The following is a 209-nucleotide window of genomic DNA, read 5'->3' as shown; positions in this document are numbered from 1 at the left end:
CTTAGCATTTGCTTTTGTTGGACACGTACTGAATACAGACGACACACCGGTAATTGAAAAAGAACTGGATTGGCCTGATCCTGCACTAGTGTACAATACAATTGTCGATCGAATCATAAATCACCCAGAATTATCACAGTTTATATCGGTTGCATTTATTAGTCAGTTAAAGGCCACCATCTGAGAGGGTTTAGATATTAATGTAAAAG

General features: G+C 37.8%; 1 protein-coding gene. It reads left to right on the top strand.

Annotated features, from left to right (window positions below; genetic code table 11):
* Nucleotides 1-184 (top strand): hypothetical protein (locus NE637_RS15725; protein ID WP_256267858.1); only part of this gene is annotated, 184 nt, incomplete at its 5' end.
* Between the last annotated feature and the right edge of the window lie 25 nt (nucleotides 185-209).

Origin of the sequence: Desulfovibrio desulfuricans, from assembly GCF_024460775.1 — a bacterium.
In the GTDB taxonomy this organism is placed as follows: domain Bacteria; phylum Desulfobacterota; class Desulfovibrionia; order Desulfovibrionales; family Desulfovibrionaceae; genus Desulfovibrio; species Desulfovibrio desulfuricans_E.
This window is presented reverse-complemented; position numbering and strand designations above follow the sequence as displayed.